General features: G+C 56.7%; 13 protein-coding genes and 1 pseudogene. 4 read left to right on the top strand and 10 right to left on the bottom strand.

Going from position 1 to position 24,432, the window contains the following annotated elements; translation table 11 throughout:
• Positions 1-1,044, top strand: a complete 1,044-nt coding sequence (potD, locus tag F3I44_RS03385) for a spermidine/putrescine ABC transporter substrate-binding protein PotD (protein ID WP_150009669.1) — start codon at positions 1-3, stop codon at positions 1,042-1,044.
• 33 nt (positions 1,045-1,077) lie between these two features.
• Here potD and cobB read toward each other — a convergent pair whose 3' ends face one another.
• The 4 genes from cobB to lolC form a co-directional block, all read right to left on the bottom strand.
• Positions 1,078-1,911, bottom strand: a complete 834-nt coding sequence (gene cobB / locus F3I44_RS03380; protein ID WP_150009671.1) for a Sir2 family NAD+-dependent deacetylase — start codon at positions 1,909-1,911, stop codon at positions 1,078-1,080.
• Positions 1,912-2,057: 146 nt separating this feature from the next.
• Positions 2,058-3,302 (bottom strand): lipoprotein-releasing ABC transporter permease subunit LolE, encoded by a 1,245-nt coding sequence (gene lolE, locus F3I44_RS03375; protein WP_150009673.1) that lies wholly within the window; start codon positions 3,300-3,302, stop codon positions 2,058-2,060.
• Positions 3,302-4,006: a lipoprotein-releasing ABC transporter ATP-binding protein LolD gene (gene lolD, locus F3I44_RS03370; RefSeq protein WP_013357481.1), complete on the bottom strand. Its 705-nt coding sequence runs from the start codon at positions 4,004-4,006 to the stop codon at positions 3,302-3,304. Before lolD ends, lolE begins: the two co-directional genes overlap by 1 nt.
• Positions 3,999-5,198 (bottom strand): lipoprotein-releasing ABC transporter permease subunit LolC, encoded by a 1,200-nt coding sequence (lolC, locus tag F3I44_RS03365; protein WP_150009675.1) that lies wholly within the window; start codon positions 5,196-5,198, stop codon positions 3,999-4,001. Before lolC ends, lolD begins: the two co-directional genes overlap by 8 nt.
• Positions 5,199-5,445: 247 nt before the next feature.
• On the opposite strand from lolC, the gene F3I44_RS03360 reads away from it, so the two are divergent.
• Both F3I44_RS03360 and mfd read left to right on the top strand, forming a co-directional pair.
• Complete coding sequence (locus F3I44_RS03360; RefSeq protein ID WP_013357479.1) at positions 5,446-5,655, top strand: hypothetical protein; 210 nt, start codon at positions 5,446-5,448, stop codon at positions 5,653-5,655.
• Positions 5,656-5,882: 227 nt separating this feature from the next.
• The gene (gene mfd, locus F3I44_RS03355; RefSeq protein WP_150009677.1) at positions 5,883-9,326 is read left to right on the top strand and encodes a transcription-repair coupling factor; all 3,444 of its coding nucleotides are present in this window, start codon (positions 5,883-5,885) and stop codon (positions 9,324-9,326) included.
• A 132-nt stretch (positions 9,327-9,458) separates the two neighbouring features.
• Here the strand turns inward: mfd and F3I44_RS03350 are convergent, their stop codons facing one another.
• Positions 9,459-10,001 (bottom strand): glycine zipper 2TM domain-containing protein, encoded by a 543-nt coding sequence (locus tag F3I44_RS03350; protein ID WP_150009679.1) that lies wholly within the window; start codon positions 9,999-10,001, stop codon positions 9,459-9,461.
• 417 nt (positions 10,002-10,418) lie between these two features.
• Complete coding sequence (locus tag F3I44_RS03345) at positions 10,419-10,982, bottom strand: Ail/Lom family outer membrane beta-barrel protein (RefSeq protein WP_150019294.1); 564 nt, start codon at positions 10,980-10,982, stop codon at positions 10,419-10,421.
• A 1,113-nt stretch (positions 10,983-12,095) separates the two neighbouring features.
• Between F3I44_RS03345 and F3I44_RS03340 the strand changes: the two genes are divergently transcribed.
• Complete coding sequence (locus F3I44_RS03340; protein WP_150009683.1) at positions 12,096-12,329, top strand: SymE family type I addiction module toxin; 234 nt, start codon at positions 12,096-12,098, stop codon at positions 12,327-12,329.
• A 49-nt stretch (positions 12,330-12,378) separates the two neighbouring features.
• On the opposite strand, the gene F3I44_RS03335 is transcribed toward F3I44_RS03340, so the two are convergent.
• From F3I44_RS03335 to F3I44_RS03320, 4 genes and pseudogenes are all read right to left on the bottom strand, one after another.
• The gene (locus tag F3I44_RS03335; protein WP_150009685.1) at positions 12,379-12,744 is read right to left on the bottom strand and encodes a hypothetical protein; all 366 of its coding nucleotides are present in this window, start codon (positions 12,742-12,744) and stop codon (positions 12,379-12,381) included.
• A gap of 297 nt (positions 12,745-13,041) precedes the next feature.
• Positions 13,042-13,914, bottom strand: a pseudogene (locus F3I44_RS03330) (VENN motif pre-toxin domain-containing protein); the annotation flags it as partial.
• A gap of 279 nt (positions 13,915-14,193) precedes the next feature.
• Positions 14,194-14,577: a contact-dependent growth inhibition system immunity protein gene (locus F3I44_RS03325; protein ID WP_304621871.1), complete on the bottom strand. Its 384-nt coding sequence runs from the start codon at positions 14,575-14,577 to the stop codon at positions 14,194-14,196.
• Complete coding sequence (locus tag F3I44_RS03320) at positions 14,577-24,404, bottom strand: hemagglutinin repeat-containing protein (RefSeq protein ID WP_150019293.1); 9,828 nt, start codon at positions 24,402-24,404, stop codon at positions 14,577-14,579. Before F3I44_RS03320 ends, F3I44_RS03325 begins: the two co-directional genes overlap by 1 nt.
• Positions 24,405-24,432: the final 28 nt, after the last annotated feature.

Below are 24,432 nucleotides of genomic sequence, written 5' to 3'. Positions count from 1 at the left end.
ATGAAAAAGAGATCTCACTGGCTGGCGGCAGGTGCGCTGTTGCTGGGTATGAACGTGGCACAGGCAGACAACAGTAACACCCTCTATTTCTACAACTGGACCGAATATGTGCCGCCGGGGCTGCTGGAGCAGTTCACGAAAGAGACCGGCATTAAAGTGATCTATTCGACCTATGAATCCAATGAGAGCATGTACGCCAGGCTGAAAACCTGGAAAGATGGCGCTTACGATCTGGTCGTGCCGTCAACTTACTTCGTGGCAAAAATGCGAAACGAAGGAATGCTGCAGAAGATCGACAAGAGCCAGCTCAGCAACTTCAGCAACCTGGATTCCGACCTGCTGAACAAACCCTTCGATCCTGACAATAACTATTCGATTCCTTATATCTGGGGCGCGACGGCAATCGGTGTCAACCCCGATGAGATCGACGTGAAAAGCGTCACCCGCTGGGCCGACCTGTGGAAGCCGGAATATAAACAGAGCCTGCTGCTGACTGACGACGCGCGCGAAGTGTTCCAGATGGCGCTGCGCAAGCTGGGATACTCCGGCAATACCCGCGATCCTGAGCAGATCAAAGCCGCTTATTCTGAGCTGAAAAAGCTGATGCCCAATGTGCTGGCCTTCAACTCTGATAATCCGGGTAATCCTTATATGGAAGGCGAAGTGAATCTTGGCATGCTCTGGAATGGCTCGGCGTATGTCGCACGTCAGGCGGGCACGCCGTTAGCGATCGTCTGGCCTGAAGAGGGCGGCATTTTCTGGATGGATAACCTGGCGATCCCGGCTAACGCGAAGAACAAGGCAGGCGCGCTGAAGCTGATTAACTTCCTGCTGCGTCCTGACGTCGCGGCGAAAGTGGCGGAAACCATCGGCTATCCTACACCGAATCTCGCAGCGAAGGCGTTGCTGCCACCCGCCGTGGCGAACGATCCATCACTCTATCCGCCTGCTGACGTGATTAAGCACGGTGAATGGCAGGATGATGTTGGCGACGCCAGCCTTCAGTATGAAACCCTGTTCCAGCAGCTTAAAGCGGGCCGCTAAAATTGATTAAAGGGGCGGTATTAGCCGCCCCGCTTACTTATACAATCCACGCAACAGCTTGTGGACAAACTCCGGCACCACTTCACTCGCCAGACCGTAATGCCGTTCGGCAAACTCGTTACCGACCTGGCTCGGCTCCAGGTTCAGCTCAACGGTATGCGCGCCCTGCAGTCTGGCCTCATGAACAAAGCCCGCGGCCGGATAAACATGGCCCGAGGTACCGATAGCGATAAAGTAATCAGCCTGTTCCAGTGCCTGGTAAATCTGCTCCATACCCAGCGGCATCTCGCCAAACCAGACCACGTGCGGCCGCAGCACAGAGGGGAACTGGCAGCAGGTGCAGCGATCGTCAGGGGTGATATCGCCGGTCCACTCAATCACCTGACCGCTGGTGACACAGCGCACTTTTAGCAGTTCACCGTGCATATGCAGCACCCGGTTGTTACCGGCTCGCTCATGCAGGTTGTCGATGTTTTGCGTGACCAGCAGGAAATTATCGCCTAACACCTGCTCCAGCTCAGCCAGCGCCAGATGGGCTGCATTAGGCTGGACGTCCGCTTCCTGTAGCTGCTGGCGACGCGCGTTATAAAAACGCTGCACCAGCGCGGGATCGCGTTGAAAACCCTCGGGCGTGGCAACGTCTTCAACGTGATGCTCCTCCCACAGGCCGTCAGCCGCGCGGAAGGTCCGGATGCCGGACTCCGCTGAGATGCCTGCGCCCGTCAGCACCACAACGTGCGGCAGAGGATGGGCGGCCAGTTCGGCCTGACGATCGCGCTCAAAAATGCGCTGGCGAAAGCGCTGATGCACTTTTCTCCGGGTTTTCTTCAGGCGGGCAAGTCGTATGCGGCGACGTGGTGTTCGCATAAAATCTCCTGGCGTAGCAGCTGCGGCGAGCTGCTCTGAACAGATTCCGGGTTAACCTCACCCGATAGTAACGGTTGCTGAGGGCATGACCCAACAGCAAAGGTCTTAAACAGATGCGGCGCGAAATCACTCGCGCCGCATTTTTATCACTGACCGCTTAATACCCGAGCCGGGTCAATGCGGCTGGCGCGTCTGGCGGGATACCAGCTCGCCAGCAGACTCAGCAGAATGGCAGTAATCAGTACTGAGAACACGTCAATCCAGTGCAGTTCCGAGGGCAGGAAATCAATAAAGTAGATATCTCCTGCCAGCAGATGATGACCGGTAATCGATTCCAGCCCACGCACCAGTGAGGTCAGGTTCAGCGCCACCAGCACGCCAGCCACCACGCCGCTGACGCTGCCCAGCAGGCCCGCCAGCAGCCCGTACCAGATAAAGATGGCACGGATCAGGCGGTCTTTCGCGCCAAGGGTACGCAGCACCGCAATATCGCTGCTCTTGTCCTTCACCGCCATCACCAGCGTGGAAACGATGTTGAAGCAGGCGACACCAATTACCAGCACCATCGCCAGATACATGATGGCGCGGATCATCTGAATGTCGCGGTACATATAGCCGTAGGTACCAATCCAGCTCTTAATATAGACATAGGAGCGGGTCGCTTCACCGGCATCGCGCACCAGTTTCACGGCCTGGAACGGGTCTGTCATCTTCAGCGCGATACCGGACACGCTGTCGCCCATTTCCAGATAGTGCTGCGCATCGGCCAGCGGCACCAGTGCCAGACTGTGATCGAGCATGCCGCTGAGTTGCAGGATACCGCTGACCTGCAGCCGGATGCGTTTTGGCTGCAGCAGTTTGTTATCGCCATCGTTGTTGGGGATCATGATGGTGATCCAGTCGCCCTGCTTCACCTTCAGCGATTCAGCAATGCCGCCGCCCAGAATGATCTGCTGCTTACCGGCGGCAAAAGAGGACCAGGCGTTATCGGCGACAAACTGTGGCAGCGCGCTGAGGCGTGGCTCCTGTGCCGGATCGACGCCCTTGACCTGCAGCGCTTCCAGCCGGGCTCCGCTCTCAATCAGGCCGGTGAAGTTAACGTAGGGGGCGGCGGCGGCAATGCCGGGCACCTTTTCAATCGGGGCGATCATCGATTGCCAGTGCTGAAACGGCTGATTCACCGCCTCGATTTCACCGTGCGGTACCACTGCCAGAATGCGGTTATTCAGCTCACGCTCAAAACCGTTCATGGCGCTGAGACCGATAATCAGCACCGCCACGCCCAGCGCAATCCCGATGGTGGAGATCACCGAAATCAGCGAGACCATGCCGCCACGACGGCGACCACGGCTAAAGCGCAGGCCCAGCAACAGGGATAACGACGAACCCATTACAGCGCTCCTGCCAGCGTAAGCTGATCGCTTAACTGACCATCACGCATCTCCATCTGACGCGTCATGCGTTTTGCCAGCATCAGATCGTGCGTCACCACCAGAAAGGCGGTGCCCTGACGGACGTTCAGCTCGCCCAGCAGTTCAAAAATGGCGTCGGCGTTGCGCGCATCCAGGTTACCGGTTGGCTCATCCGCCATCACCAGCCGTGGACGGTTGACCAGCGCACGGGCGATCGCCACGCGCTGACGCTCGCCGCCGGACAGTTCAGACGGCCGGTGCGCGGCACGATGGTCCAGACCGACTGCAGCCAGCATCTCACGGGCGCGTTCCTGCGCTTCCGCTTTCGCGATTTTGCCAATCAGCAGCGGCATCGCCACGTTCTCCAGCGCGCTGAAGTCCGGCAGCAGATGGTGGAACTGATAAATAAAGCCCAGCTCGCGGTTACGCAGCTCTGCTTTGGCCGACGAGGACATGGCGTTCAGCGACTGACCATCAAACACCACATCGCCCGACGTCGGCGCATCCAGACCGCCCAGCAGATGCAGCAGCGTACTTTTACCGGAACCGGAGCTGCCGACAATCGCCGTCAGTTCACCGGGCTGGAGGCTGAAAGCCACATTGCGTAGCACATCGGTCTGCACGCTGCCTTCCTGATAACGTTTGCACAGATCGCGGCACTGCAACAAAGGAGTGTTACTCATAACGTAAAGCCTCAGCAGGTTGAACGGCGGCAGCGCGCCACGAAGGATAGAGCGTAGACAACAGCGCCACAATCATCGCGCTGAGGGCGATGGTGACCACCTGCCACACATTGATATCAACCGGCAACGCGGCACCATCGAGGAACAGGCCAATCACCGGCATTAAATTGTTGAGCTGGCTGGCGAGCAGCACACCGAGCAGGGTGCCGAGCAGCGTGCCGATAATCCCGGCGCTGGCACCCTGCACCATAAACACCGCCACGATTTGCCGGCGCGTCAGGCCCTGGGTTTGCAGGATCGCCACTTCGCCCTGCTTCTCCATGATCAGCAGGCCTAATGATGTAATGATGTTAAAGGCGGCCACAGCGATAATCAGGCTCAGCAGCAGGCCCATCATGTTCTTTTCCATGCGCACCGCCTGGAAGAGATCGCCTTTGCGCTCACGCCAGTCTTTCCAGACCAGACCCGCAGGCAGCGTCTGCTGACTCAGGCTGTCAACCGATAGCGGTTTGTCCAGCCAGAGTCGCCAGCCGGTAATGTTCCCGGCCGGATAGCGCATCACGCGCGACGCATCCTGAAGATTAACCAGAATCTGATAACCATCGACTTCGCTGTTGGCAGCATAGGTGCCCGCCACGGTAAACAGACGCTGGCTCGGCACGCGTCCCATCGGGGTAAACTGGCTGACCGACGGCACCATCAGACGCAGCTGATCGCCACGTTTAACGCCAAGCTGTGACGCCAGCTGCTCACCGAGGATCACATTGTACTGCCCGGCCTGCAGCACGCTCTGCTGGGTGTTCACCAGAAAGGGCGTCAGCGGATCTTTTTCATCCGGCTCAATGCCCAGCATCACGCCAACCGAGACGCTGTGCGGGCTTTGCAGCACCACACTGGCGGTGGTCAGCGGCGCGATGCGGCTGACACCCTGCAGATTCAGCGAGTCAGCGGGTTGCTGTTGGGGGTTGAGACTGCCTTTGTCGCTGGTGATCAGCGCCTGAGGCATCAGGCCAAGAATATTGCCTTCGAGTTCACGCTCAAAACCGTTCATCACCGATAAAACAGTGACCATCGCCAGCACGCCGAGCGTAATGCCAATCGTTGAGAGCCAGGAGACAAAGCGACCGAAGCGATCCGATGCTCGTCCGCGCATGTAACGCAGACCGATAAATAGCGCGACAGGTTGATACATGGAATCCAGTAAGCCGTTGCCTGAAAATAGGTAGTGGGATGATAAAGGAGCGGCTCGCTTTATGAAACCTCTAACCCTCTGAGTCGGCAGCAAAGTTGCGTCAGGATACGTCACATCCACGACCAAAGCCGCAGAATAGACGATAAAGCCATCGCTTATTGGCTGATTATCCAGCGCCCTGGCGCGTAGACTACACTCTGTAACAGGATAAGAGGTAATTTATCGCACAGCGATAGAGGTAGCGACCATGTTGAAATTTCCCAAAGGCAGCATCGTTAAACATCAATCCGGGGAAATCAGAGGCGAAATCATCAACGTCTTTGAGCAGGGAAGCGCGCCAGCCGGCTACTACGTAAAGTGGGATGACGGCAACCTCAGCTATCATCCTGAGCAGGAGTTATCCTGGGCAAATATCGACCGCCCACGCATGTATTACACACAGCAATCCATAAAATAGAATGCCCGTTTAACCCCGTCGCTGCAGAGCGACGGCGGTTTTTTCTGATCCCTCGCCAGACTCGTCTATCCTCTCTCTATCCGCTGTATTACCGCCGACGCCCGGTAATGGCTGACCGATCTCCGGGTTCAGCGCGGCGCGGCAGGAAAATTGTGCCGCACAGGTGATCCCCCTGACATAATATGGAATGATTACGTCCTGGAAAAATGGAGCAACCCCGAGATCCCATGCCCGAACAGACTCGTTATACCCTGCCCGTTAAATCCGGCGACCACCGCCAGCTCGGCCAGCTCATCGGCGCTGCGCATGCGGTAGAGTGTGCCAGCATTACCGAACGTCATGCTGGCCCGGTATTAATGATTACCCCCGATACCCAAACCGCCCTGCGTCTGCTGGATGAAATCCGCCAGTTTACTGATCTGCCGGTGGTCCACCTCGCCGACTGGGAGACGCTGCCGTATGACAGCTTCTCGCCGCATCAGGATATTATCTCTGCGCGACTGTCGACCCTCTACCAGCTGCCGGTGATGCAGCGCGGTATGCTGATCATGCCGGTCAATACCCTGATGCAGCGCGTCTGTCCGCACAGTTTCCTGCACGGTCATGCGCTGGTAATGAAGCAGGGACAAAAGCTGTCACGCGACCGGCTGCGCGATCAGCTTGAGCAGGCGGGTTATCGTCATGTCGATCAGGTGATGGAGCACGGCGAATACGCCACGCGCGGCGCCCTGCTCGACCTGTTCCCGATGGGCAGCGATCAGCCCTATCGCATCGACTTTTTCGATGATGAGATCGACAGCCTGCGCCTGTTTGACGTCGATAATCAGCGCACGCTGGAAGCGGTGGCAGAAATTAACCTGCTGCCTGCGCATGAATTTCCCAGCGACAAAGCCGCCATTGAGCTGTTCCGCAGCCGCTGGCGCGAAATTTTTGATGTGCGCCGCGAGTCGGAGCACGTCTATCAGCAGGTCAGCAAAGGCACGCTGCCCGCGGGCATCGAATACTGGCAGCCGCTGTTCTTCGAGCAGCCGTTACCCAGCCTGTTCAGCTATCTGCCTGACAACACCCTGATTGTGAACTGCGGCGACCTCGAAGGCAGCGCCAGCCGCTTCTGGCAGGATGCTGAGGCGCGCTATGAGAATCGTCGCGTGGACCCGATGCGTCCACTGCTGGAACCGGTCACCCTGTGGCTGCGTCCCGACGCGTTAATGGGTGAACTGAAAGCCTGGCCGCGCATCCAGATGACCAATGAGGTGCTGCCCGCTAAAGCCGCGAATACCAATCTCGGTTACACCCCGCTGCCAGACCTCGCCGTTCAGGCGCAGGCGAAAGCGCCGCTCGACCATCTGCGGCAGTTTATTGAGACTTTCAGCGGTGCCGTGGTCTTCTCGGTCGAAAGTGAAGGCCGCCGCGAAAGTCTGCAGGAGCTGCTGGCACGGATTAAACTGCGTCCTCAGCCAGTGCATCGTTTTGATGAAACCGTCGACGATCGTTTCACGCTGATGATCGGTGCCAGCGAGCGCGGTTTTATCGATACCCAGGGTAACCGGGCGCTGATTTGCGAAAGCGATCTGCTGGGCGAACGCGTCAGCCGTCGCCGTCAGGATACCCGTCGCACCATCAACCCCGACATTCTGATCCGTAACCTGGCGGAGCTGCATCCTGGGCAGCCCGTCGTACATCTGGAGCACGGCGTGGGCCGCTATATCGGCCTGACCACGCTGGAAGCAGGCGGCATTGAGGCGGAATACCTGATGCTCTCCTACGCCAACGACGCCAAACTCTATGTGCCGGTTTCATCGCTGCACCTGATCAGCCGCTATGCGGGCGGGGCTGACGATAACGCCCCGCTGCATAAACTGGGCAGTGACGCCTGGTCACGCGCGCGGCAGAAAGCGGCGGAGAAAGTACGCGATGTAGCGGCTGAGCTGCTGGATATCTATGCCCAGCGCGCCGCCAAAACCGGCTTTGCCTTTAAGCATGATCGTGAGCAGTATCAGCTTTTCTGTGAAAGCTTCCCGTTTGAGACCACCCCCGATCAGGCACAGGCGATCAACGCCGTGCTGAGCGATATGTGTCAGCCGCTGGCGATGGATCGACTGGTGTGCGGTGACGTGGGCTTTGGTAAAACAGAAGTGGCGATGCGCGCGGCGTTTCTGGCCATCGAGAACCACAAACAGGTGGCCGTACTGGTGCCGACTACCCTGCTGGCACAGCAGCACTACGACAACTTCCGTGACCGCTTCGCCAACTGGCCGGTTCGCATTGAGATGCTTTCCCGCTTCCGTACCGCCAGAGAGCAGGCGCAGGTGCTGGAACAGGCCAGCGAGGGTAAGATCGACATTTTGATCGGCACCCACAAACTATTGATGAGTGACCTCAAGTGGCACGATCTCGGCCTGCTGATTGTCGATGAAGAGCACCGGTTTGGGGTGCGTCACAAAGAGCGCATCAAGGCGATGCGTGCCGATGTGGACATCCTGACCCTGACCGCCACGCCGATCCCGCGCACCCTGAATATGGCCATGAGTGGCATGCGCGATCTTTCCATTATCGCTACCCCGCCTGCCCGCCGTTTAGCGGTGAAAACCTTTGTCCGTGAATATGACGACGTGGTGATCCGCGAAGCGATTCTGCGTGAAGTTCTGCGTGGCGGACAGGTCTACTACCTCTATAACGACGTTGAAAATATAGAGAAAGCGGCGCAGCGTCTCAGCGATCTGGTGCCGGAAGCGCGGGTGGCGATTGGCCATGGACAGATGCGTGAGCGTGAGCTGGAGCGGGTGATGAACGATTTCCATCATCAGCGTTTCAACGTGCTGGTCTGTACCACTATCATCGAAACCGGGATCGACATTCCGACCGCAAACACCATCATCATCGAGCGGGCCGACCACTTTGGCCTGGCGCAGCTGCATCAGTTGCGTGGTCGCGTCGGTCGTTCGCATCATCAGGCGTATGCCTGGCTGCTGACGCCGCATCCGAAGGCGATGACCGCAGATGCGCATAAACGCCTGGAAGCGATCGCCTCACTCGAAGATCTGGGCGCCGGTTTTGCGCTGGCAACCCACGACCTGGAGATTCGCGGGGCTGGCGAGCTGTTGGGTGATGAGCAGAGCGGACAGATGGAGACGCTGGGCTTCACGCTCTATATGGAGCTGCTGGAGAATGCTGTTGATGCGCTGAAAGCGGGTCGCGAGCCGTCACTGGAGGATCTCACCAGCAACCAGACAGAGGTGGAACTTCGCATGCCAGCGCTGCTGCCCGAGACCTTTATCCCGGATGTCAGCACCCGTCTTTCACTTTATAAGCGCATCGCCAGCGCGGAGGTTGAAGAGGAGTTGCAGGAGCTGAAAGTTGAGATGATCGACCGCTTCGGCCTGCTGCCTGACCCTGCACGTAACCTGCTGGATGTGGCGATAATCCGTCTGAAAGCCCGCGCGGTCGGTCTGCGTAAGATCGAAGCGAGCGACAAAGGCGGCTATTTTGACTTTGCGCCGCAGAACAAGGTCGATCCAGCATGGCTGATTAGTCTGCTGCAGAAAGAGCCGCAGCAGTGGAAACTGGATGGGCCAACACGCCTGCGGTTTACCCGCGAACTGTCGGAAAGAAAAATCCGTATGGATTGGGTACAGGGCTTCGTTTCACAACTGGCTGAGCATCAGGCGTAACGCCCCTGCCCGCGCCTTACTGAGCGGGTCGGTAAGCGCGGGAATGAGATGACAAAAAAGGCGCATCCTTAAGATGCGCCTTTTTCATTACGTCGTGCTGTGTGGCCGCGAGTGCGGCAAAGCTTTGCCCAATTACGCCTGGTCACCGTTAAGAATCAGCTGACCATTGCGATCCAGTGGAATACGCGTGCCGGGGTCATTTTCCATACGGATTTTACCCTGCTGATCGCCTATTTTATAGGTCACGTCATATCCCAGTTTTTTCTCTTGTTTATCGTACACTGTTTTGCAGCGCTGTTCGGTTGTGGTGTAGGTATCACGATCCTGCAGTCCGCCCTGGACCTGATTACCTGCATACCCGCCCGCCAATGCACCTGCTACCGTCGCAACATCCTTACCACGACCGCCACCAAACTGGTGACCCAGCACTCCACCTGCCACTGCACCTAATACAGAGCCAGCAATACGGTTTTCATCCTGTACGGCCCGACGGTGCGTCAGTGTGACATTACGGCACTCCTGACGTGGCTGTTTAATGCTCTCTTTGATTGGCGTTGCAGCCAGTACCTGAGCGTATTGAGGACCGCGATCAAACACGTTCATGCCTGCTACGGCGGCAACACCCAGTGCTGCTGCCACACCAATACCGATACCCGCTAACATTGATTTATTCACAGGAAGTTCCTCCTGAAAGTGTTACCGCGCAATCCTGCTGTTAAAGCATCCTCGTTAACTGAGGTATAACCGGCGTGCGCGACGCGCCGTGTTTGTTGAGATGAAGTTTTACAGATGGACCGAAAATGCAACATCAGATAAATGGAGGAAATTGGTCACTTTGCTATCAGGGCCAGTTTTTAGGAGAGTTCTGAGGTGGAGAGAGCAGGATTAGCAGCACTCTGTTAGCGTGCATAAAATTATCAGAATCAATGGAGTAACCGTGGTCGCAGGAAATTTTAAACAAGCAATTCTGTCATTTTTACAAATCAGGATAATGTCTGAGCCGATGTCGCGCAGAAGATAATTTTTCGGGCTGTGATAGCAACGCAGAACAACCCTGGCCTGCCGGCCAGGGTTGCGGGTTTTAACATCAAATCAGAAACGGTAGCCGATACCGATGTTGAAACCATTGATAGCAACATCTTCGTTATATTTCACGCGAGTACCTTCATAGCCAACACTCACAGAGAGGTTGCTGACTGGATTCACAACAATACCTGCGCCCCAGGCAAAAGAGGATTTATTTTCGCTATATTCTTCGGAATAAGCTCCGAGATAAGTCACGTGCTCATCCACTTTAGTATGGGCAACACCGATCAATCCATAGAAGCTGACATAGTCATTGATGCGATAGGCCGGACCAGCCATCAGTGAATAATATTTCACTTTAGTTTTGCCGTCATACCCGCTGACATCGCCATAAAAATCTTCACGCTCAGAAAAACTTTGATCGCCTTTCAGATAGCTGAACGAACCAATAACGCTGAGAGGAGAGTTCCACTCATAGCGATACTGAACATTGACACCGCGAATATTTTTGAAGTCATCAACTTTGCTTTGAGCATAGCCGATCGAGACAGTGTGATTATCAGCCAGCGCATTGCTGCCCACGAACATACCGCCACACAGTAATGCCAGCATCGTTAATTTAGAGGTCATCTGGTTAATTCCTTTTCATAATTTAACATTATTTCCCTGCGCTTATCGCAGGACTTCGTTCCCTGAATCACCCATACCCGACGGACTGGTTATCGTTTTATCAATCCGCCTGTACCGGCCAGGAATTTCCTGTAGCGCTCCGCGCCTTATGCTCAGATAGGGTCGGAGTGCATCTGTTTATACCCGGATGTTTTAAAACAGGCTGACCTGTGGAAATCTGGGATTTAAATCCCACTCGTTCACAATGGCATTTCGTTCATTTAATTTGAGTTAAGTCAGGGATTTCACCACCTGAATAACTAATGTACTTTATTTATTAATCCATTTTCAGGGCATCATTAGACCAAAAATAATCAGAGGTATCAAGATCGCATCGCCACAAAAAAGGAAAATCACCGAAAATATTATCGCTAATACATCCAGAAACCACAAGGTTTTATACCGGCTATTAACACGGATTCTAAATCTGACCGCAAGGTTCCCCTTTATTCAGACTCTGAGTTACAGATCTATTTAAATTGACCTGTATGGAAAATAGCAATTGGCGAGTTACACCTGCACTTATTCAAAAATGCTGACTGAAACCGACTGCCAATGCTTATGCTCCCACCAGTGTGCTCTGTTGTACAGTACACATAGTTCCCAATGTTGCCGGAGTTCTGCAATCTGATGCCGGAACGATTTTTATTTACTGTAGCTATGGAGGCTGTCAATGATCCCTTCTGCCGGATGTGCTCATCCGCAGTCATGTTACAGCTGCATCACGTCGCAGCCTTTATTACCGACTTTTGTGGAGGCAAGGCGTAATCAGTAAGACAGAAGGAGGGCTGGTTAATGCGGAATCATAGTGTGATATTCAGCCGGGAAAGAATATTCCGTAAGGCGATATAAAGAAGGGATAAGCAAAATGCAGATCGGAAAAAAAGAATCCGTTTATCAGAGACGGCTCGCAGTTTACTACTTCGCTTTCAGCGAGTTTACACGGCGGAAGGTGTATATTTGAACAGGTAAAAACGGAACAGGAAGCACATAACGAGAGATTTTTTAGCGCGGGCTGAAGGTGGTGGAACACCGACAGCCCGCTGACCACAACCAACTGATAAGGAGTTGATCATGGCTGATACGCATCATAAGCCAGAGACGCGCATACCCACAACTACCGCCAGCGAATCGCAGGTGCATTATTACAAAGTGGGATACCGGCCTAATAAAGGCCAGCCGAACCCGCTGCCACAACTGACCATTAAAGGTCGCTGGCTGGAAACGCTGGGATTTACGACCGGGCAGAAGATCGAGGTGGTTACCGGGCCGGGACAGTTGATCATCCGGCTGGCGACTGAAGGATAACCGTCTGACTTATAAAGTAAAAACCCCAACCAGTTGGCTGGGGTTTTTACTATTTGAAAGGATAGTTGTAATGCTCTGGGATCTTATAGTTTTCAGGAAAATCTTCTGTGTTTGGAAGCAGGGTAAATCTATCAACATCCTCCCCTGCCTGATAAAAAACGCCATATATTCCTGATAAGAAAGTTGATATACGTAGCAACGCTGCCTGTATTGCTAACTCGTCATTATTTTCTTTCGCATTAAAAAAAAGTTCAATTGTCAAGTTAAGATTATTTATATCTCTCTGAATGCTTTCAACAATTGAATAATCTTCTGATAAGTAAATATCGTCTGCATCAAGCTCTTCTGATGACCTCTGTTTTAATAACTCCAGATAAGCATCTTTGAATTTATCAAGCATACTAATATTAATCATTTGGGTAACCTCCGTCCTTCAGCTCTGGCTGCCTTAGTTTTTTGCATCATTAAACGAACCATCAAGATTAAGGACTGCTTTTACTTTTGTCCCTGTACTATCAAAAACCTCAATATGATCTTTATGTTTAGCATCTAGGTAAAATTGATCACCCTTTTTAATATAATCACCGACCGATTTATTTGCTTTATAGACAGCTTGCCCCTGATATTGCTTACTAGTTTTCTTAGATAATTCTTTAATTTCGCTGCCAAAGCCAGACTGTTTAAAAAACTCGCCGATATTTCCTACGGCTCCAGCATTAGGCACATGTGGGACTTTTTTACCCGGCAATATAATCCCGGCCAGCATCCCGCCAGTCGCTTCCAGCGCCGCCTGATTACCTTCCGATGCCTGCACAACCATGTCTTTTACCGCAGACCAGTTATCACTGCTCATCAGCGCCTTCACGCTGTCTGCCACCGCCTGATTTTTACCGGCCAGGTCATTAAGCGCCGTACCGCAGTAACTGTCCCCGGTAGCACATGAGGCCAGCGCCATTGCTGCGTCAGCAGCGTAATCCGCTCCACCTAATGCCGCATCACCGGTATCGGCAAGAGCATTGATAATGCCGTTGGCGATGGAAGAAGTTGTACCCTCACCCAGCTTTTCCCTGACCTGATATTTCAGGGATTCAGCGGCCTGTTTCGCCGTTGCCCGCGCCTGGTCACCGCTCAGCGAGTTGAACTCGAGCGCGTTCTGTCCTGCCTGCGCCCCCGCCACCGTATCCGCCGTGCTGTCACCCACTACGCCGCCCGCCAGGCCCGCCGCCAGCGTCCCCAGCGCGCTGATGGTCTGGCGCTGCTCCTCACTCAGCTCCTCACGCTTAACCCCCGGATACATCTGCTGCGCGATATATTCGCCCATCACCGCGCCCGATGCACCCGCCAGCGCAGCATTGCCCGATGCGTATGACGTCACCGCACCCACCACCGCGTGCGCTATCAGGTTCGCCTGAACGTTCACCACATCCTTACCGTCCGGGCCTTTCGTGGTCGTCAGCGTATGTATCTGCTCCGCCAGGTACGGCGCGGCCGTGCCGCTCACGGCCTGCGCCACGCTGCCCCCCGCCAGCCCCTGTATCGCCGCCGTCGCCGCGCTGATACCCTGCTGCACCGCCCCGCCGGTTCCCATTCCGCTGTCCAGCATCGCCTGGTTCTACAGCGTCTGATGAATCTGTCCGTTGAGTCAGGTAAGTAACAGTAGCAAGATGTGGACGCGAACTTAGCAGCGGATAACGTTGAAGTAATTATCGGTGACCATAGGTTTACCGGTTTGAGTATTACTCTGTATTAAAAGTAATAAACAGCCGGAAATTATCGCTGTCCTGTTATGCTCCGGTTTCAGTTGGAGAAACCCACTGAATTAGTGACTTAATGCTACAAATCCCGGCTGGCTAGCCGGGATGAGCTATGTGATTATTTTATTGATATTTAGGATATCCCTCCTCAAGTCGTCATTAATTTCTGAGGGAGGTAGTTGGTTTACAATTTTCTGTATTTGGGTAAAAATATCCACCTGATCTTTTAGCTCATTTTCTTTTATCGTCGATATTGCAGCTATTAGTTCACCATCGTAATACTCTCCAGCTAGCGGATCATTTTTTAAAATCTCCAAAACTCGCGGCATTAATTGAGCTATACATATTTCCTGCCGAATTGCACGACATAGATCTTCCACAGTTAGCTCTTCAATAGGTGTATCAATTACACCTTCGAACCAGAGTTCAAGCGGAGACTTCTGACTTAAATCTTTAGCTATATTAATATTTCCTATTAATTCACGAAAAGTCATTATATCCCATGTCCTTTTAAAGCTGATTCTATTTTATTAATGGCATCCGTTGCTCTGCCATAAGCAGCTTGCGCTTCGGAATTATTTACGTTCTTTAACGTATCCGCATGATTCCTCAATCCTCTGAGCGTATTCTGCATTTCCTGCATATGATCCCAATGCCCTCCGCTTTCTTTAGGGACTGGATTACCATCCATATCCTTAAGTGTCCCAGTTATATCATGATCTTTCAGGGCATTTTTTATTGTATTATCAATTTTCCGGATAGCACTTTCTTGCTTCTGATTGAGCTTTTGTACAGGTTTTTCATTTTGCTGCTTAGGATCATTTTCTGGAGGTGGTGGTGTTACACTTCCTGATCCGGTTCCTCCCAGCTCCGCTTTCTCAGCATCCGTCAGATCCTTCGCCACATTTGGATCGCGCGATTTGGCAGCCTCATCACGCGCTTCAACGATTGCACGACCATCAGTAATCGGTGGCGTATCCGCCTCAGTTCCTGACCCTTTCAGGGTCTTATCCAGTTCCGATGCAATTTTGTTATTCGCATTCAGAACTACCTTATCACCAGGACTCAATGGCAATCCCGGAACGGGTACCGGCACAGGCCTAGGCAGGAGAAGACTATTATTTTCCAGCGCATTTTTACCCGCCTGCGCGCCCGCCACCGCACCGCCCGCGCTGTCTCCGGCAATGCCGCCCGCCAGGCCCGCCGCCAGAGTGCCCAGCGCGCTTATCGTCTGGCGCTGCTCCTCACTCAGGTCCTCGCGCTTAACACCTGGATACATCTGCTGCGCGATATATTCGCCCATCGCAGCGCCCGAGGCACCGGCCAGTGCCGCATTGCCCGATGCGTATGCCGTCACCGCGCCCACCACCGCGTGCGCTATCAGGTTCGCCTCAACGTTCACCACGTCCTTGCCGTCCGGGCCTTTCGTGGTTGTCAGCGTATGTATCTGTTCCGCCAGGTACGGCGCGGCCGCGCCGCTCACGGCCTGGGCGATGTTGCCCCCCGCCAGCCCCTGTATCGCCGCCGTCGCCGCGCTGATACCCTGCTGCACTGCCCCGCCGGTTCCTATTCCGCTGTCCAGCATCGCCCGGTTGTACAGCGTCTGGTACACCTGACCGGTGATGTCGGCCGTGGTGGGTTCCTGACCCGGATTCGCTTTGCGCCACTGCGCTTCGGCGTCCTTCCTCTGGTCCGGCGAGATGTTCTTCATCTTCTCCGTGGCCGCCTTCGTCGCCGCTATCTCGCCCTGCGTCCGCGCGATATCGCCCGCCTGGCTGCCGATTTCTGCCAGCAGCTGCGCCGTCTCCATCCGCCGCTGCTCTTTATCCTTATCGAAGATTTTATCCAGCCCCGGATTCGCCCCCTCTGCGTCGCGGCTCAGCGCCGACACGTCCTGCGTCTGCTTCGCCTTATCGCGGATAACAATCGTGCCGTCGCTTACCGCCGACTCCGTCACCAACGAGGCGCTGCCGCTGCCGTTCAGCCCCGCCAGCAGGCCGTTCGCCATGTTGCCCTCAAACTGGCTGCCGATGCTGCCGCCGGTGCTCATCCCCACGCTCTGGTGTTCGGTTTTGTAGTCCGCGTGGTTCTCTATGTTGCTGAAGCCCAGCGTGCCGGTGTCGAGCCGGTTTTTATCCGCGCTGGCGGTGGAGCTGATGACCGCACCGTTAAGCTGGGTGTGCTCACCGGCGGTCACGTCAAAGCCGCCCTTACCGGCAAAGATGCCGGTCTGCTCGGCCACGCTCTGCCAGTTGCTGTGCATTTTGTCCTGGCTGAGGTTCACGCTCGCCGACCCGGTCATCGAGCCGAAGGTGAAGCTGCCGCCCGCGCTGGCGTTCTGCTGCTTACTGTCGTAGCGGTCGCTGTCCTGCTCTGAGGTCAGCGTCAGGTTGCGGCCGGTGTCGACCTTCACGCTGTCGCCGCGCACCTGAGCGCCCGTGAGCGTGGTGTCGCGCCCGGCGTTCAGGCTCAGCCCGTTGCCCGCCGTGAGCGTGGTCCCGGTGTGGGTCAGCCCGTTGCCGTTTGCGCGGCCTTTGCCCGCGTTGACGCTGGCCGACACGCTGATGCCGTAGCCGCCCGATCCGGCAGTCAGCCCGATACCGGCGCTGCCGCCCCTGCTGCTGTTGGTGCTGTCGGTGCGCTCGCTGTTCTGCGCCGAGAGCAGGCTGATGTCGTTTTTCGCCGTCAGCCCGAGGTCGCCCCCCGCCTGCAGCTGACTGCCCTGCACGAGGATATCGCCCGCGCTGCCCGGCTGCGCGCCGGTGGCGGTGATGTTCAGGTTACCGCCCGCACCCAGCGTGCTGCCCTGCGCCTCGCGGCTTTCGGAGCGGGTCTCGCTTTTCGATGACTGGCTGCCGTAAGAAAGACTGATCCCGACCGAGCTGGTGGAGCCTTCGTCATAGCCTTTATCACCCGGTTTGAGGCCCGAAGCGGTGTTTCTGGCGTTCGCCGCGTCGGTCTGCGCGCCGTCCATCTGGTAAGCCTGCGCGGCCTGCGCCGCAGTCAGCGCCGCCCTGGTCCCCTGCAGCGCCTTCAGCCGGCCATCATCGCTCTCATCGGCGGTGCGGGCGGTCTGAACCGCCGTGTTCAGCGCCGCGCCCACCGTCCCGGACAGCGCCAGCGTCAGGCCGCTCTGTTTCTGCTCGGTCTTCGTCAGCACGGTATGGCTGTTTTCGGCGGCGCTGACGGTCACGTCGCTGCCGCTCACGGAGAGATCTTTACCGGCGATGACGTCGCTGCCGTGCACGGTAAGCTGATTACCGGCGCTGAGGATCACGCTGCCATCGCTGCTGCCCACCGTACTGCCCCGGTTAAGTGCACCGCTGGCGTCGGTGCTGCTCTTCTGCATCGCCTGACCCACGGTGAAACCGATGCCGCCGGTACCCATCAGGCCCGATTTTTTCTCCTCGCGCTGATGCACTTCATTATTCGTTTCTGTGGCGGTCGTGATGCTGAGATCGCGGCCCGCCGTCAGCGCCACATCCTGCGTACCGGCGACGTTGCTGCCGGTCACGGCAATGTCGCGGCCCGCCTGAAGCCGGACGCTGTCACCGCTCAGCGTGGTGCTGAGCGCCTCGCTGCTGTGCAGCTCGTCGTGAGTTTCCAGACTGCTGCCCGACAGCAGCCCTTTGCTGGACTGCTTACTGTGTTCGGTGAGATCGGTCCGGCTGTTGCCCTCGCTGAGCACGATGTCGCGTCCGGCACTGGCGGTCAGCGCACTGCCGGCCGTGACGTCAGCGGCGGTCGCGCGGATATCCTGTCCGGCACTCAGCTGCAGTGCGCCACCGGCGCTGATGCGTGTCCCGGCGTCGCTCTGCTGTGACAGGCGACGGTAGTTGCTGCTGTTCCAGCTGTCGTCTTCACTGTGCTGCGTGCTGAGGGTGCCGAGCGTCAGGTCATTGCCCGCCTGAATCGTCGTGGTACTCTTCTCTCCGGCGTTGCCGATATCGCTGGCAGCCAGAGTGATATTGTTCAGTGCACTCAGTGTCAGCGCACCGTCACTGCCCTGCACGTAGATACCGGCCGGACGATCGATCCAGCGGTCGGTGCCGTCGCCGCGCAGCGTGGACTGGCTGGTGATGTCGCGCCCCGCCAGCAGCGTAAGCTGACTGTCGCCACGCAGGGTGCCGCCGAGGTTAGTGATATCCTGACGGGCGGTAAGATTAACGGTGTTGCCGCTGATGTAACCGCTGTTGGTCAGCGACTGCGCCGTCAGCTGCGTCACATCGCGTCCCTGAATGGTCCCGCTGTTGGTGATGTCGTTACGGGCGTTCAGCGCCACGCTACCGCCCCCGATCAACGCGCCGTCGCCGGTTAAGTCACCCTGTTTTACCTTGGCATAAACCTGCGGCACCAGCACGGTCTGCTGTGTGCCATCCGCCAGCGTTACGGTCTGGTTCACCAGCCAGACGATGTCGCTGGTGAGCAGTGCCATCTGTGCCGGGGTCAGCGCCACGCCGGGTTCCAGGTTGTAGGCTTTGCCAAAGGCTACCCCATTATTCATCAGCCCGCGATACTGATCTTCATCGCTGCCATACCCGCTGATATAGCGGTTGCCGGTCAGCTGAATAATCTGATTGCGTACCAGCCGCTGCTCGTAATAACCATCACCCAGCCGCTTCAGAATCCGGCTGCTGTCGGTGGTCAGGGCATTCTGCATATAGTCGCTGCTGAGCCACTGTTTCTGATTCACAAAGCGCGGATCGGTCTCGACCAGATAGGGGCTGCCACTGCCAGGCTGCAACTGATAAAGGCTGTTATCCGGCAGACGGATGTCCGGTGAGACAGCGCGGATCACCGGCGTAATCGTCTGTCCGTCGACCACCGTCGCGGGCAGCGTCAGCGAGAACTGCTGCCCGGCAGGTAACAGCAGCGGCCGGTCTTTGAGGCTGCCGAGTTTGTCCAGCGTCAGTGTGCTGTCATAGCGTAATCCGGCGGGCAGCAAGGTACTGCCGCTATCCGTGGCACTCAGCGCCACGGCGGTAACCGCCTGCTGAAGAGAAGGCGAGCCAATACTGTCGGCCTGCGCAGTAACGTTCTGCTGCTGCCGGTTGCCGGTCTGATAGCCATTGCCCTGCGGCGCGGCATTCGCCTGCCAGCTCAGCGTCTGCAGATCGATGGTTTCCGTTACGGGGGCCGGGCGATAGGTTTTCCGATCCTTGCCCTGCGAGGTTTCGGTCCCACCAAATTTCTTTTTCTTCTTCTTCGCGTACCAGCGTACCGATTTCCCGTCGTCCGTGGTGACGCGCGTTCCTTTTGTCGCCTGATTATTCAGCTCACCTATCTGACCGCCCAGCACGGCTCCCGCGACAATCTGACTGTCCTGATTATTGAGACGGCCGGCGCTAAAGGTCATGTTGCCGCCCGACAGGATTTTGCCCGGATCGCTCTCTTGGATCTGGGTTTCTTTCACTACCCTTCGGTAGTCATACTCATAAAACTCGCTGCCACTGGTGCCATCCGGCATTTTTGCCGTGTGTACGCCATATTTATTTTTTTTGCTGATATCCACTTTGGCCCAGTCGAAGCGGTCAGTATGGCCTTTGAGCACCGCGTCATGGTGCTGGCTATCTTCCGTCGTAACGACCTGTGTAGTCAGATGACGGTTGGTATTGTTGATTTCCGCCATGCTGATCGTGGCATCCTGCCCGGCCTCAATGGTTGCCCCGTCATTGTTGAGCTGCTGCCCCTGTCCGGTAGCCTGATAATTCGCATCCAGCTGGCCGCCAATATGCAGATCGCCATCACTGTAAATCAGCGCATGGTCACGGTTATTCAGGGTGCCCGCCCCGATATCCAGCCGCTGTCGGGCAGCAATCACCGCCGCTTTGCCCTCTTCGCTGAGGTTATTGAGCAGCGAAGCCGCAATGGCAATGTGATCGCCAAAGATGCGACCGGTGCCGCTGTTATTCAGAATGCCCGCCACCAGATGCGTCAGATCACCGTCAATCAGACCCCGATTATTCAGGGTATCCGCTGCCGTGATGTCGGTCTGTCCGCCGCTGATCTCACCACCTGCCTGATTGTTGATGTTCTGTGCGGTCAGGAACAGCGCCTGCTGGGCCGCGAGGGTGCCGTCGTTGATGACGTCACCCGCTGTCGTCAGGCGCAGTGTGCCGTTGGCTTTGACCGCCGAGGTATTGTGGAAATCACCCGCCAGGGTGATGCCAAGATCACCCTGCGATAACACCTGCCCGTCGCCGCTCAGTGCAGCGGCGTTGATCTGCGCGTCGTGATCGGCGATCAGGGTGCCCTGCTGGTTGTTGATAGTCAGCGTCTGACCCGGCGCATTATTGATGGCCAGCATCCGACGCTGCTGGATTTTAGAGGCAGCAGACCGGGCTGGCGCACTCTGCTGGATGGTCAGGGTATCGGCGGAGGAGATCAGCCCGCTGACGTTGTCCAGCGCCTGCTGCACGATCAATGCCAGCCGCTGATTTGCACGTAACGCACCCTGGCTGTTATCCAGGGTATCGGCTTCGAGGGTTAAGCTGCCCGCTTCGATCCCTTTGCCGCTCAGTCGGGTATCGCGGTTGATCAGCGATGGCGTGGTAATCGTCATCTGCTGGCCGCCCTGAATCAGCCCGCTGCGGTTATCCAGCTGCTGGCTCAGCGACAGTAAGCCGTCACCGACGCTTTGCACCAGCCCGTTACTGTTGGTGAGCTGACCTGCCGTCAGTGATAGCGTGCCTGCCGAGAGGAGTTTGCCTGTCTGATTAAACAGCGCATTTTGTCCCGCATTGAGCGTCAGATCGGTGCCGCCCTGTATCTGCCCCTGCTGGTTATCCAGCGCGCCACTGTCGATGTGAAGGTTACCGCCACTGGCAATTAGTCCGCGCTGGTTAGCCAGCGTCTGGCCGGATGTGTTAAGGGTGATATCCCCCGCCGACTGCAGTTTACCGTCACTGTTGTTCAGTGCCTGACCGCTGAACAACAGCCCGCCATTACCTGCGATTTGTCCCTGACTGTTGTTCAGCTCAGTGGCATTGATCGTGGCCTGGTTTCCGGCGGCAATAAAGCCCGTCTGGTTATCAATCGCACCACTGCGCAGATCCAGACTGTTCAGGGCAACGATACCGCGCTGACTGCCACTGTCGCGATTGATCAGGGTGTGGCCCTGGGTGTCCAGCGTCATGTCGCTGCCGGCCTGTAACAGACCGCCCTGGTTCTGCAGCTCGCCACTGGTGAGATCAAGCCGTCCTTTACCGCCCGTCAGCGTGCCGGACTGGTTGTGAATGTCGCCTGCCGCAATCTGTGCCCCTTTACTGCCGGTGATAAAGCCGCGCAGGTTATCCAGCGTGCCGCTGTAGAGCTTCAGGATACCCGCACTGAACAGGCCGCCTGCCGCTCCACTGTCACGGTTAATGAGATCGTTGCCATGGGTATCCAGATTGAGATCGCCACCCGACTCAATCCTGCCTGCACGGTTGTTGAGCATCCCGCTGTCCAGTTGCAGCGTGCCTTTAGCGCCCAGTTGCCCCTGCTGATGATCGAAGGTCTGCTGATGGGTGTCGATGCGGACATTCTGGCCCAGCATCACCCCGTTCTGGCCATCGATCTGGCCCGTGGAGAGGAGCAGATCGCCACCCGCCACAATCCCCCCTTGTGCACCGCTGGCAGTGTTGGTCAGCTGCGCGCCGTGGGTGTCCAGCGACAGCGATGCACCGGACTGGATAAGGCCGCGCTGATTATCGAATGCGCCACTGTTCAGCGTGAGTGCGCCATCCGACAGCAGCGTGCCGTCACCGTTGGTCACACCTGCACTACTGATCGTGGCTGCCGAAGCCGCTGCTATTACGCCATTCTGGTTATCAAGGTCGCCGCTGGTGAGGGCAAGTGCGCCGCCGCTGACTATTCCGGCTTTACCGCTGTCACGGTTGATCAGTGCCTTGTCGTGAGTATTGATCGCCAGATCGCCGCCGGACTGCACCAGGCCGGTGCTATTGTCCGTTTTACCGCCGGAGATCTTCAAATCGCGCCGGGCCACCAGATTTCCGCCGGTGTTATCGATCTGGCCCTGTTGGGTGTCGAGGTTTACCCCCTCACCGAGCACGGTTCCGCTGTGGTTATCCAGTCCCTGGCTGCGCAGGGTAAGTTGCTGGCCCGTTTCGATGCGGCCCTGCTCATTATCGATAGCCTGACGGGTCGTTAATGTGGCATCGCCGCTGATGGCAGTGATGCGGCCTTGCTGGTTACTCAGGCCAGCACTATTAAGTTGCAGATTGCGGCTGGCCTGCAGCGCGCCCTTTACGTTCGTCAGGGTCCCCTGAACCTGCAGTTGCAGATCACCGCTGCCCGCCGCCAGTAGCGTCCCGCCACTGTTATCCAGGCTGGCTGATGTGATGCGCAGATTACCGCCGCTCTCAATCCGTCCACCGCGGTTGTCTGCGTCACCTGAAACCGCGATCGCCATCTCGCCTGTGCCACGCTGCGACAGCAGACCCTGATGGTGATCCAGCGTGCCCGCCGTCAGCGTCAGCGCCTCTGCCTGGGTATGCCCCTCTGAGAGATCGATCCTGTCGCCGCTAAGCGTTAGCGCACCCGCTGACAGCAGATTGCCCTGATTGCCTTCCAGCCGGGTTGTATTAAGGGTCAGCGCGCCGTTGCCCGCCAGCTGCACCGTGCCGCCCTGATTATCCAGCCATGGCGTATCAAGCTGCAGCGAATCACCGTTGCCTGCGATGAGTCCACCGTGATTTTCAATGTGCTGTGCCTGTAGCCGGGTATCGCCTTCATTGCTCAGCGTACCCTGATTGTTGAGCAGTGAACCGGTGGAGAGAGTCAGCGCTTCACGGTTCTGCTGGCGCAGCAGACCGCGATTGTTACTGACGTTTTGGGCTGCGATGGCCAGGCTGCCAGCGGCCAGTTTGCCGTCGTCATTGTTAAGCGCTGTTGCGGCCTGGATCCCGAGCATGCGGCCCGCTACCGTTGCCCCCTGGGTACTGACATCCGCCTGCGTAGAAGTCAGCGCAATCGCATCGGCTGAGGTCTGACTGCCGGCCAGATCGACCCGGCTGCCCTGCGCCTGAATCTGGTTATGCGCCAGATTTTTACCCTGAGCTTTCAGCTCGCCCTGACTGGTCAGCAGCAGATTACCGGGCTGACTCAGTGTACCGTTGCCGTCAACGCCTGCCGCCAGCGTGCTTTCAGCGCTACTCTGCAGGGTACCGGCAGAAAGTGTGGCGTTTCTGCCCGCGCTCACCATACCGCTGTTGCGCAGTGTACCGCCGGATGTCAGCGTGACATCCTGCTGTGAGACGATATTCCCGCGGTTATCCTGGTCGCCATTGCTGGCTATCTGCAGTGCGGCCTGACTTTGCAGTGTGCCGCTGTTCTCCAGTCGGCCATCCACCGTCAGATGCAGTTCACCGGCGCTGGCCCCCAGTTCACCGGCATTCCGCACACCAACGCCCTTTTCAGTCCCGGTCAGAGTAATTTTATTGGCATACATACCGCCAATTGCCGCCACATCGAGCGCAAACTCAGGCCGTGGCGTCCCATCATCCGCTTTAACCGTCGTGACGTTACCTTCGGTCGCGACCTGGTTCCTGCCCGTGACCACATTAATTTCACGGGCATGCACTCTGGCGTTCACCGCTACCGACTGCGCAATGATCTGGGTGTAGTCCGCATCGCTGTCATTGAGGCCCTTACCTTCGATATTGATGCGGCCGCCATTCACATCGAAGCCTTTAAGCTGACCATTTTCGATCAGCGCCTGCCCGGTGGTGAGCGTATTGCGGCTGGCATTAATAAATCCGCAGCCGTTACAGGTGATGCCTGAAGGGTTAGCAATCACTACCGCTGCTCGTTTACCCGCGACTTCGATAAAGCCGTTCAGCTGGCTCGGGTTACGGCTGTTCACCTCATTGAGGATGACCGTCGCTTCCTGCTTTGACAGCCACGGATTTGCCGCGACCATGCCGCCCAGTTGAGTCGCGGTGTTCTGATGACTGTTGTTGAGGATTGCGCCACGTGCATCGACGTCGAGCTGGCTGTACTGATTGCGGGAAACGCCCTGGCTGTTGGGCGTCTGAATGTTAATTTGCGGCAGACCGTTGGCAGTGGCCATAACGGTAGGCTGCTGGCTGCCCGGCGCGCTGCTGTCGGCCACGATGTTAGCCTGGGCTGGCAGGCTGATTACCCCAGCCGCCAGCCAGAGTGCAAAGCTGAGCGGTGAGATCCTTACCCGTGTCTCTGACAGTGAGGTGCGTTTCGGGCTGCGGGCAACGCGCGAATAGCCGCTGCGGGTGATGTCGGACACCACCATTAACATGCCGCGAACCCGGTTGAAGATAAGGCGATAGCAGAGTTTATTCATAATGCGCACAGTCCATTGTCAGCAATAT

It is taken from the genome of Pantoea sp. F_5 (genome assembly GCF_008631595.1).
Classification (GTDB): Bacteria; Pseudomonadota; Gammaproteobacteria; order Enterobacterales; family Enterobacteriaceae; genus Pantoea; species Pantoea gossypiicola.
The sequence above is the reverse complement of the archived record's forward strand: the minus strand, read 5'-3'. Positions and strand labels throughout refer to the sequence as shown.

Coding starts and splice junctions, on each gene's coding strand:
- potD (WP_150009669.1), top strand. CDS start 1: ATGAAAAAGAGATCTCACTGGCTGGCGGCAGGTGCGCTGTTGCTGGGT.
- F3I44_RS03360 (WP_013357479.1), top strand. CDS start 5,446: ATGTTGAAATTTCCCAAAGGCAGCATCGTTAAACATCAATCCGGGGAA.
- F3I44_RS03325 (WP_304621871.1), bottom strand. CDS start 14,577: ATGACTTTTCGTGAATTAATAGGAAATATTAATATAGCTAAAGATTTA.
- F3I44_RS03340 (WP_150009683.1), top strand. CDS start 12,096: ATGGCTGATACGCATCATAAGCCAGAGACGCGCATACCCACAACTACC.
- lolE (WP_150009673.1), bottom strand. CDS start 3,302: ATGGGTTCGTCGTTATCCCTGTTGCTGGGCCTGCGCTTTAGCCGTGGT.
- F3I44_RS03345 (WP_150019294.1), bottom strand. CDS start 10,982: ATGACCTCTAAATTAACGATGCTGGCATTACTGTGTGGCGGTATGTTC.
- cobB (WP_150009671.1), bottom strand. CDS start 1,911: ATGCGAACACCACGTCGCCGCATACGACTTGCCCGCCTGAAGAAAACC.
- lolC (WP_150009675.1), bottom strand. CDS start 5,198: ATGTATCAACCTGTCGCGCTATTTATCGGTCTGCGTTACATGCGCGGA.
- mfd (WP_150009677.1), top strand. CDS start 5,883: ATGCCCGAACAGACTCGTTATACCCTGCCCGTTAAATCCGGCGACCAC.
- F3I44_RS03320 (WP_150019293.1), bottom strand. CDS start 24,404: ATGAATAAACTCTGCTATCGCCTTATCTTCAACCGGGTTCGCGGCATG.
- F3I44_RS03335 (WP_150009685.1), bottom strand. CDS start 12,744: ATGATTAATATTAGTATGCTTGATAAATTCAAAGATGCTTATCTGGAG.
- lolD (WP_013357481.1), bottom strand. CDS start 4,006: ATGAGTAACACTCCTTTGTTGCAGTGCCGCGATCTGTGCAAACGTTAT.